Annotated in this window: 9 protein-coding genes and 1 pseudogene; 8 read left to right on the top strand and 2 right to left on the bottom strand. The window is 72.9% G+C overall.

The genetic code is table 11. The features are described from left to right. From IEZ12_RS38500 to IEZ12_RS16840, 6 genes are all read left to right on the top strand, one after another. The coding region (locus tag IEZ12_RS38500) for a formyltetrahydrofolate deformylase (RefSeq protein WP_229847605.1) at positions 1 to 399 on the top strand (399 nt) is incomplete at its 5' end. A gap of 364 nt (positions 400 to 763) precedes the next feature. After that, positions 764 to 1,216: an ATP-binding protein gene (locus IEZ12_RS16860; RefSeq protein WP_043915651.1), complete on the top strand. Its 453-nt coding sequence runs from the start codon at positions 764 to 766 to the stop codon at positions 1,214 to 1,216. 380 nt (positions 1,217 to 1,596) lie between these two features. Beyond that, positions 1,597 to 2,865, top strand: coding sequence for an MFS transporter (locus IEZ12_RS16855; RefSeq protein WP_229847604.1), 1,269 nt, complete (start codon positions 1,597 to 1,599; stop codon positions 2,863 to 2,865). 75 nt (positions 2,866 to 2,940) lie between these two features. Then, entirely contained in the window at positions 2,941 to 4,248 is a 1,308-nt protein-coding gene (locus IEZ12_RS16850) for an MFS transporter (RefSeq protein WP_189272751.1), read from the top strand. A 245-nt stretch (positions 4,249 to 4,493) separates the two neighbouring features. Continuing rightward, positions 4,494 to 4,820: a DUF4229 domain-containing protein gene (locus tag IEZ12_RS16845; protein ID WP_189272750.1), complete on the top strand. Its 327-nt coding sequence runs from the start codon at positions 4,494 to 4,496 to the stop codon at positions 4,818 to 4,820. 4 nt (positions 4,821 to 4,824) lie between these two features. Further along, a complete protein-coding gene (locus IEZ12_RS16840) occupies positions 4,825 to 5,835 on the top strand; it encodes a LacI family DNA-binding transcriptional regulator (RefSeq protein WP_189272749.1) in 1,011 nt (336 codons plus the stop codon). 6 nt (positions 5,836 to 5,841) lie between these two features. Here the strand turns inward: IEZ12_RS16840 and IEZ12_RS16835 are convergent, their stop codons facing one another. Both IEZ12_RS16835 and IEZ12_RS16830 read right to left on the bottom strand, forming a co-directional pair. Next, positions 5,842 to 6,276, bottom strand: a complete 435-nt coding sequence (locus IEZ12_RS16835; protein WP_189272748.1) for a GNAT family N-acetyltransferase — start codon at positions 6,274 to 6,276, stop codon at positions 5,842 to 5,844. A 43-nt stretch (positions 6,277 to 6,319) separates the two neighbouring features. Next, positions 6,320 to 7,510, bottom strand: coding sequence for an MFS transporter (locus IEZ12_RS16830; RefSeq protein ID WP_189272747.1), 1,191 nt, complete (start codon positions 7,508 to 7,510; stop codon positions 6,320 to 6,322). A gap of 437 nt (positions 7,511 to 7,947) precedes the next feature. On the opposite strand from IEZ12_RS16830, the gene IEZ12_RS16825 reads away from it, so the two are divergent. Both IEZ12_RS16825 and IEZ12_RS38495 read left to right on the top strand, forming a co-directional pair. Beyond that, a complete protein-coding gene (locus tag IEZ12_RS16825; RefSeq protein ID WP_043915658.1) occupies positions 7,948 to 9,264 on the top strand; it encodes a dicarboxylate/amino acid:cation symporter in 1,317 nt (438 codons plus the stop codon). Between the two features lie 121 nt (positions 9,265 to 9,385). Continuing rightward, positions 9,386 to 9,680: pseudogene (locus tag IEZ12_RS38495) on the top strand (Uma2 family endonuclease); the annotation flags it as partial.

Below are 9,680 nucleotides of genomic sequence, written 5' to 3'. Positions count from 1 at the left end.
CAGCAGCTGCTGGAGCTGGTCGACCGGGAGCGGGTCGAGCTGGTGGTGCTGGCCCGCTACATGCAGGTGCTGTCGGACGCGCTGTGCAAGGAGCTGTCCGGCCGGGTGATCAACATCCACCACTCGTTCCTGCCGAGCTTCAAGGGCGCCCGGCCGTACCACCAGGCGCACGCCCGGGGTGTGAAGTTGATCGGCGCGACCGCGCACTACGTCACCGCCGACCTGGACGAGGGTCCGATCATCGAGCAGGAGGTCGCCCGGGTCACCCACGACGTGACGCCGGAGCAGCTGGTGGCGCTCGGTCGGGACGTCGAGTGCCAGGCGCTGGCCCGTGCGGTGAAGTGGCACAGCGAGCGGCGGGTGCTGCTGAACGGCACCCGGACCGTGGTGTTCGCCTGACGGGTGGTCGGCGGGTGTCCGGCGGCGCTGTTCGAGGGCCGCTGGACATATGTAGGAAGGGTGGTTCCGCTCGTGGCGGCCCGGTGGTGACGGGGCGTGGGGAGTACGGTCGGGAGTACCCGCGGCAGCGGTGCCGCCGACCGGTCGTGCGAACCCCGGCAGGGTGAGCGGGACAGTATGCACCGAGACATCCCCCGAACGCTGGAATATGCCCGAAGCTCTTGCTGCGACCTGGTCCCGGAATCATTCTGGGGCGTATTCGTGTCGATGCCATGGGCAGTGCGGATCGGCGGCCTCCCCGAGGCGCGGCCGACCGGACCGGCGGGATCAAGCGGGCCGAATACCGAGTGCGGGTGGTGGAACGGTGCAGGTACTTCAGGTACAGCTGGCGGTCCAGGCGGATCCGGCCGAGGTCTCACGGGCCCGGCGCTGGGTGCGGGCCCGACTGCAGGCGGGCGGGCTCGATCCGGACTCGGCGGTCGCCGAGACGCTGGTCCTGGTGGTCTCCGAGCTGGTCACCAACGCGGTGGTGCACACCGGCTGTCCGGCGGTGCTGCGGCTGCTGATGCCGGCCGGCCCGGACGCCCCGCCGGGGCTCCGGGTGGAGGTTGCGGACGCCAGCTGCGCCGCCCCCGCCCCGCGGCACGCCGGGGCCGACGCGGAGGCCACCAACGGGCGCGGCCTGGAACTGGTGGAGCTGCTGTGCGAGCGCTGGGGCTGGTACCCGGACGGCTCCGGCAAGCGGGTGTGGTGCGAGATCGGCCCGGCCGTGGCGGTGTGCGAACGGGCGGCGCAGCCGGTCGCCTCGGCGCGCTGAACGCGGGTCGGCAGGTTCGGGTGTGCCACGTGTGCGCTGTTCGCGCCCCGGGTGATCCATCTGAATTTCCGACAACCCATTGACGTGACGTATCCGACTGATCACTCTTGGGTGCGGCGTTTCGTTGCGAGGGGACGCCGAGGGAGTCCGGGCGGTGCCGACACTCAGGGGGTCGTTGGCCGCTCCGCCCGGAACCTCGGCGAGATCGGAACGCCGGGCGTCACGGCTTCAGGGCCCGGACGCCGACCCGGACGGCGGCCCGCCGTGCCGTGCTCGGGGCGCGCACGGCGGGCCGCCGTCCGACCAGTTGCCGGTCGGACGCCGCATCGTGACCCAAAATCACTGGAAACCAGTGGTGGTCTGGACCAAAACTGTCGAACGTGACCGCACCAGAACTCCACACCGCCCCCACCCCGCGCGTCAGCATCCCCGCCGGTCCCGCCATCTGGTCGGGCAACTTCCGGCTCTACTTCACCGCCCGCTCGGCCGGCCTGCTGAGCGACGCGATGCTCCCCGTGGCCGTCACCACCGGACTGCTCACCTCCGGGCACTCGGCCTCCACGGTCGGCTACGCGATGGCCTTCCTGCTCGCCCCGTTCGCCGGCCTGGTGCTGGTCGGCGGCGTCCTCGCGGACCGGTTCACCGCCCGCCGACTGATGATCTTCGCCGACCTGCTCAACCTCACCACCCGGGTCCTGCTCGCGGTGCTGTTCTTCCGCGGCATCGACCAGCTCTGGCAGCTGTACCTGCTGCTCGCGCTGGCCGGCACCGCCGCCGCCATGTTCCAGCCCGGCGCCGCCTCCACCGTCCCGCTGGTGGCCCGCGACGTGCAGGGCGCCAACGGCATCCTGCGGATATCCGAGGCGCTCACCACCCTGGCCGGCCCGCCGCTGGCCGGCCTGCTGGCCGCCGCCTCCACCGGCTGGGTGATGGTCATCGCCGGCGTGATGTACGCGATCAGCGCCAGCACGCTGCTGGCGCTGCGGCTGGGCCCGGTCCCCGCGCCGCCGCCCGGCGACAGCCTGTGGAAGAACCTGGTCGAGGGCTGGCACGAGTTCCGCGCCCGCAGCTGGATGTGGGGCGTCATCGTGATCTGGATGATCTTCACGGTGCTCTCCTGGGGCCCGCTCACCCCGCTGCTGGGCTCGCTGGTGGTGCCCGCCCACGGCGCCACCGTGTTCGGCGTCCTGAACGGCATGTTCGGCGCCGGCACCGTGATCGGCGGCCTGATCGCGATCCGTCTCAAGCCCGTCCGCCCGCTCGCCGCCGGCGCGTTCGCCGTCCTGGTCTTCCCCCTCCAGCAGTTCGCGCTCGCCTTCGACCTGCCCTGGCCGGTCCTCGGCGCGGCCATGCTGATCTCCGGAATCGGCATCAGCTTCTGGGGCGTCATGTGGGCCACCAGCGTGCAGACCCAGGTCCCCGGCGAGGTCCTCAACCGCATCCACGCGTACGAAGTGGCCGGATCCGTCTGCATGTTCCCGCTCGGCTCCGCGCTGGCCGGCCCCGCCATGGAGACCTTCGGCGCCCAGCACGTCCTGGTGGTCGGCGGCATCGTCACCGTGCTGACCGCCGCCGCCCTGCTGCTCAGCCCGCCCATCCGCGGCCTGCGCCGGGTCCCCGACGCCGGACCGGTCGCCGGCGGGCACTGAAGTCGTCCGGATCTTGCGGGCGGATGGCAGCAAACCCCGTCGTGCGGGCGGGGCCGGGAACCGCAGACTCGGCGGGTGAACGAACTCACCACCACGCCCGTCGCCGACCCGGCCCCGCCCCGTCCCGCCCCGCGCCTGCACTACGGCTGGATCGTCGCCGCCGTCTCGCTGGTCGTCCTGGTCGGCTCCGCCGGCTTCCGCTCCGCGCCCGGCCTGATGATGGACGCCCTGCACAACGAGTTCGGCTGGTCGCACGCCACCATCTCCAGCGCCGTCTCCGTCAACCTCACCCTCTACGGCCTCACCGCCCCGTTCGCCGCCGCCCTGATGGACCGCTTCGGCGTCCGCCTGGTGGTGGTCTGCGCGCTGCTCACCATCTCCGTCGGCGCCGGGCTCACCGTCCTGATGACCGCCCCCTGGCAGCTGATCCTCTGCTGGGGCGTCCTGGTCGGACTCGGCAGCGGCTCGATGGCCGGCGCGTTCGCCACCACCATCTCCGGACGCTGGTTCCAGGCCCGGCAGGGACTGGTCACCGGTGTGCTCACCGCCGCCGGCGCCGCCGGGAACCTGATCTTCATGCCGCTGCTCGCCGCCCTGGTCGAGAACCACGGCTGGCGCACCGCGGTGGTGGTGATCTCGCTCGCCGCCACCGCCGTCGCCGTCCCCGTGCTGATCCTGATGCGCGAACGCCCCGCCGACCTCGGCCTGCTGCCGTACGGGGCCACCGAGGCGCCCGCGCCGCCGGTGGTCGACGGCTCGGCGATCGCCCGCTCGCTGCGGGTGCTGCGCGACGCCGCCCGCAGCCGGGCGTTCTGGCTGCTCGCCGCGTCCTTCGCGATCTGCGGCGCGACCACCGCGGGCCTGGTCGGCACTCACTTCATCCCCGCCGCCCACGACCACGGCATGCCCGTCACCACCGGGGCCTCGCTGCTCGCCCTGATCGGGGTCTTCGACGTGGTCGGCACGATCGCCAGCGGGTGGTTCACCGACCGGTTCGACTCCACCCGGCTGCTCATCGCCTACTACGGTCTGCGCGGGCTCTCGTTGGCGATGCTGCCCTCGCTGTTCGGGGAGAGCCTGCGGCCGCCGATCCTCGCCTTCGTGATCTTCTACGGCCTGGACTGGGTCGCGACCGTGCCGCCGACCGTCGCGCTGTGCCGACGGCACTTCGGGGCGGACGCGCCGATCGTCTTCGGGTGGGTGCTGGCCGCGCACCAGGTCGGCGCGGCGATCGTGGCGGGGCTGGCGGGAGTGGCCCGGGACAGCTTCGGGAACTACGACGCGACCTGGTACGCGGCGGGGGCGTTGTGCGTGGTGGCGGTGGGGTGCTGTGTCGCGCTCAGGTCCTCAGGGGCTCGGGGAACGGCGAGGCCGAGTTGCTGACGGTCGAGGACAGCGGTTGGTCATGGCTGCGGCGGGTCTCAAGGCGGGGACCAGCAACGGCGGAACGCAAAGTGCCCTGTTGATCCTCCGCAGGCTTGGCCTCGCCGTTCTCCCCCAGCCCTGGCGGGCTGGGAGGTGCCCCCACGAGCCCCTGAGGCCCGGACGGTGTGAGGTCGTGCTTCACTGGGAGGGCCATTACCCCCTCGTGCCCTGTGGCGCGACCCGGCAGTGAAGGACGATCCCCGGTGAGCAGCAAGATCAACGCGACGCTCCGCTACACCTCGCTGCGGGCGAGCATCTTCCTGGCCTGCCTGCTGGTCGCGCTGCTGCTGGCCCATTTCGGGGTGATCCCGGTGGTCGGCGACCTGGGGCTGATCCTGGTGTTCGCGCTGGCGATGGTGGCGTCCGCGGCGATCAGCTACGTGGTGCTGAGCAAGCAGCGCGACGAGATGTCGGCGCAGATCGCGGACCGGATCGAGAACCGCAAGGTCCGTACCGCCGTTCGGGACGCCGCCGAGGACGAGGCGGACGACGCGGCCCGGGCCGCCGCCCGGCAGGCGCAGGCCGGCTGACGGCGTGTCGGACTCCGGGTCCGGCGAGGGGGCGCGACGGCGGCCGACCGGGCGGGACGTGGCCCGGCTGGCGGGAGTGTCGCAGGCGACCGTCTCGCTGGTGTTCTCCGGCAGCGCCGGGCACCGGGTCTCGGACGCCACCCGGCAGCGGATCCACGACGCCGCCCAGGAGCTGGGCTACCGCCCGCAGGCGGCCGGCCGGCAGTTGCGGCTGGGCCGCAGCGGCATGGTGCTGCTGGCGGTGCCGAACCTGCTCGGCCCGTTCTTCGGCCGGGTGCTGACGGGCGTGCACGAGGAGGCGGCCCGGCACGGTCTCTCGGTGGTGGTCTCCAGCGGCTGGGACGCGGCGACGCTCGCCGAAGCCGCTGCCGCGGGCCGTTTCGACGGCCTGCTGATCTGCTCCCCGGACGACAAGCAGCTCGGCGGCCTGCCCGCCGACACCGCGGCGGTGTTCCTGGACGCCGATCCGGCGGCCAACCCCGGCCGCCCCACCGTCGAGCTGGACCTGACCGCGGGCATGCGGGCCGCCGTCGACCACCTGGCGGAGCTCGGCCACCGGCGGATCGGCTACCTGCGCTCGGTGCACTCCGCGTACACCTTCCGGGTCCGGCAGGCGGCGTTCGCGGCGGCGTCCGCGGAGCTGGTCGTGCAGGAGCGGGCGGTCAGCCTGAACGAGGGCAACCGGGAGGCGGCGCGGGTGGCCCGGGAGCTGCTGGCCGGGCCGGACCGGCCGCGTGCGGTGGTGTGCGACGACGACGTGGTGGCGTCCGGGCTGTACCAGGCGGCGGACGAGTCGGGGCTGCGGATTCCCGGCGACCTGTCGGTGGTCGGGATGGACAACATCCCGGTGGCGGAGCTGCTCAGCCCGCCGCTGACCACCGTCGACCTGCCCGGCGAGCAGCTCGGCCGCACCGGCCTGGCCACCCTGGTGGCCCTGCTGGGCGGTGAACTGCCGCCGCCGACCGCCCCGTTGGCGACCTCTCTGGTGGTGCGGCGGTCCACCGCGCCGGCCTGAGCGCGGCTACTGCTCGCCGAGCACCATCCACTTCTCCGGCAGCGCGAGCGGGTTGAACCCGACCTTGGCGTACACCTCGTGCGCGTCCCGGGTGGCCAGCAGCAGTCGGCGCAGCCCCAGTTCGGCCAGGTGGTCGCGGACGGCGGCGGTCAGTGCGGTGCCCAGGCCCCGGCCGCGGGCCGGCGGGGCGATGTACACGTCGCACAGCCAGGCGAACGTGGCGTGGTCGGTGACCACCCGGGCGTAGCCCACCTGGAGGCCGGAAGTCTGCTCGTACAGGCCGAAGTTGAGGGAGTGGTCGATCGCCCGGTCCTGCTTCTCGCGGGGCCGGCCGAGCGCCCAGTAGGCGTCCTCGGAGAGCCAGCGGTGCACCGACTCCCGGTCGAGGAGCGCCGGATCGGTGGAGACCGTGTAGCCCGCGGGCAGCTGGATGTTCGTCATGCGGCGCATCCAAGCAGGCCGCAGGCCGTCCGGGCGAGCGGTTTCAGGCGGCCAGCACGACCCGGGCGGGGCGCAGCCGGGAGCGGGTGGCGAGCAGCAGCAGGCCGCCGAGGGCGATGCCGGCGACGGAGCACAGCGCGACGGCCTGCAGCGAGGTGTCGACCAGCAGGCCGGAGGTCGCGGAGCCGGCCGCGTTGCCGGTGGCGAACAGGGTGACCAGCCAGGCGAAGGCCTCGGTGACGGTGCCGGCCGGGGCGAGTTCGGCGACCAGCACGAACGCGGCGGCCAGCAGCGGGGCCAGGCCCAGGCCGGAGACGAAGGCGAGCGCGGCCATCGGCAGCGGGCCGGGCAGGAGCAGCAGCGGCAGCGAGCCGGCCGCCATGACGACGGCGAGCACCCAGGTGCGGGTGGCGGTGTCGGCCTTCCAGGAGGCCGCGCCGTAGGCGAGCGCGCCGAGCAGGCCGGCCAGGGCGGCCAGCGCCAGCAGGGTGCCGCCGCCGCCGGGCAGGCCGCCCGGGTGGCGTTCGGCGTAGGCGATGAACAGCACGGCCTGTGCGCCGACCGTCCAGCCCGCGCCGCTCAGGCCGACCAGCAGCAGGACCAGTCCGGGGGAGCGCAGCGGACCGAGGAGTCCGGCGGACTCGGCGCGCGGCGGGGCCTGCCAGTGGCGGGCGGGGGCGGTGGTGGCGACCACCAGCGAGCCGATCAGGCCGAGCGCGGCGGCTGTCCACAGGGCTGTGGACGGCGAGAACGCGGCGGCGATGCCGGCGACGGCGAGCGGCCCGGCGACGTACAGCACCTGCTGGGAGGCGGAGTCGAAGGCGTAGGCGGTGTCGAGCTGCTCCTCCTCGACCACGTCCGGCCACAGCGAGCGCAGGCAGGGTTCCAGCGGCGGCATGCACAGGCCGGCGATCGCCGCGCCGAGCGGGGCGGCGACGGGGGAGCCCGGGGCGAGCGCGAGCAGCGCGTAGCCGCCGCCGGCCAGGGTGGCGGAGGCGAGCAGGACGCGGGGCTGGCCGGTGAGGTCGACGATCCGGCCGAGGACGGGGCCGCCGACCGCGGCGGCGATCGCGTACGCGGCGGTGGCCAGGCCGATCCGGCTGTACGGGGTGCCGGCCTCGCGCAGGGCGAGGGCGATCACCAGTGCGGTCATGCCGGCGGGCAGCCGTCCGATCAGGGTGCCGACCAGCAGCCGGGTGACGTGCGGGGCTCGGAGCAGCGAGGCGTAGCCCATGGGCGTCCTTCCGGCGGGGTCTCGACGAGGCTCAAGTTATACGTATAACCGGACGGGCGTCAAAGTCGACCTCAAAGCGGGCCTGTGTGGGCCGTTCGAGCTGATGCTCCGTCAGATAAGGGTCGTTCGGGGACGACCTCAAACAAGTACTTTGAAGATCTCAAAGGTTTACTGCTAATCTACCGACCATGACCACCGCAGACGCCGCGCACCAGGCAGGGACGAGCACTCCGCTCATGTCCCGCTGCCCGCGTCTGCCCGGCGCCCTGGACGGCCCGTGCCGCTGTCGCTCCGGCGGCTGTATGCGGGCGACACGCCGCTCCTGACGCCCTGACAGCTCCGCTGTCGGCCCCCGGGTCTCCCCACCCGGCCCCGCGTCCGGCGTGCCGCCGCCTCCGCACCCACCCCACCCCTGCCTCTCCCGGAGTCGCACACCCATGTCCACCGCGCCCGAAACCGCGCCCACGCTGCTGGGACGCATCCGACGCACCCCGTTCTGGGTCCAGATCGTCGGCGGCCTCGTCCTCGGCCTGCTGCTCGGCTGGATCGCCCGGTCCGGCGACGTGTCCTGGCTGAAGACCACCCTCGACACCGTCGGCAAGACCTTCGTCCAGCTGCTCAAGCTGGCCGTCCCGCCGCTGGTCTTCACCGCGATCATCGTCTCGGTCGCCAACCTGCGGAACGTCACCAACGCCGCCCGGCTGGCCGCCCGCACGCTGTTCTGGTTCCTCGCCACCTCGCTGATCGCGGTCGCCGTCGGCCTCGGCCTCGGCCTGCTCACCGACCCCGGCAAGGGCGCGAACATCTCCACCGCCGGCGTGAAGGGCGTGGAGAAGGGCGGCAGCTGGATCGACTTCCTGACCGGCATCATCCCGACCAACATCGCCGACGCCTTCCTGAAGGTGAACGTCCTCCAGATCGTCTTCCTCGGCGTGGTCGTCGGCGCGGCCATCCTGAAGCTCGGCGACAAGGCCGCCCCGGTCCGCAAGCTCTCCGAGAGCGTGCTCGAACTCGTCCAGACCGCCCTGTGGTGGGTCATCCGGCTCGCCCCGCTCGGCACCATCGGCCTGATCGGCAAGGCCGTCGCGCTGTACGGCTGGGACCTGCTCAAGCCCTTCACCACCCTGACCATCGACGTGTACGTCGGCTGCGCGATCGTCATGTTCGGCGTCTACTCGCTGCTGCTGCGCTTCGTCGGCGGCCTCAACCCGCTGAACTTCTTCAAGGGCGCCTGGCCCGCGATCCAGCTGGCCTTCGTCTCCCGCTCCTCGGTCGGCACCCTGCCGGTCACCCGCCGCGTCACCGAGCGCCTCGGCGTCCCGTCCGAGTACGCGTCGTTCGCCGCCCCGTTCGGCGCGACCACCAAGATGGACGGCTGCGCCGCGATCTACCCGTCGCTCGCCGCGATCTTCGTCGCCCAGGTGTACGGCATCGACCTCGGCATCAAGGACTACCTGCTGATCGCCTTCGTCTCGGTGATCGGCTCCGCGGCCACCGCCGGCCTCACCGGCGCGATCGTGATGCTGACCCTGACCCTCTCCACCCTGGGCCTCCCGCTGGAGGGCGTCGGCCTGCTGCTGGCCATCGACCCGATCCTCGACATGATGCGCACCGCCACCAACGTGGCCGGTCAGGTCGTCGTCCCGATCCTGGTCTCGGCCCGCGAGAAGACCCTCGACCTCGCCGCCTACAACCGTCCGACCGGTGACCTGCTCGCCGAGGACCGCCCGGCCGCCGTGCCGGCTGCCGCCTGACGGTCGCTCACGTCGATGGCCCGCACCCCTTCCGGGGGTTCGGGCCATCGCTCGTTGGAGTGAGACTGCTTGGGGCGCGGCGGGCCGGTCAGTAGCGTGGGGCCGACGCAAGGAGGGGGCGATGAGTGCTCTGCCCGGCGAACTGCCGTACGACGCCGTCGATCCGGAACAGGCCCTGAAGTACGCGATCCACCACCACGCCCGTGAGCGTGTCCAGATCGTCGAAGGCGTCATCGAGCCGATGACGCTCGGGTGGGACCACGAGGCGGTGGCCGGCCGGGTGCGCCGCCAACTGAGCGACCGGGTCCACGCACTCGGCTGTCTGATGGGCGCGGGCGACCTCGATCTTCCCGGGTCCAGCAACTGGTTCGTCCCGGACGTGGCGGTCGTGCCCGCGCGGCTGACCAAGGGCGGCG

Origin of the sequence: Kitasatospora griseola (genome assembly GCF_014648555.1) — a bacterium.
GTDB lineage: Bacteria > Actinomycetota > Actinomycetes > Streptomycetales > Streptomycetaceae > Kitasatospora > Kitasatospora griseola.
The sequence above is the reverse complement of the archived record's forward strand: the minus strand, read 5'-3'. Positions and strand labels throughout refer to the sequence as shown.

Excerpts from the sequence above, each read along its gene's own strand:
- IEZ12_RS16835 (WP_189272748.1), bottom strand. The coding sequence starts at position 6,276 with ATGACGAACATCCAGCTGCCCGCGGGCTACACGGTCTCCACCGATCCG.
- IEZ12_RS16830 (WP_189272747.1), bottom strand. The coding sequence starts at position 7,510 with ATGGGCTACGCCTCGCTGCTCCGAGCCCCGCACGTCACCCGGCTGCTG.
- IEZ12_RS16825 (WP_043915658.1), top strand. The coding sequence starts at position 7,948 with ATGTCCACCGCGCCCGAAACCGCGCCCACGCTGCTGGGACGCATCCGA.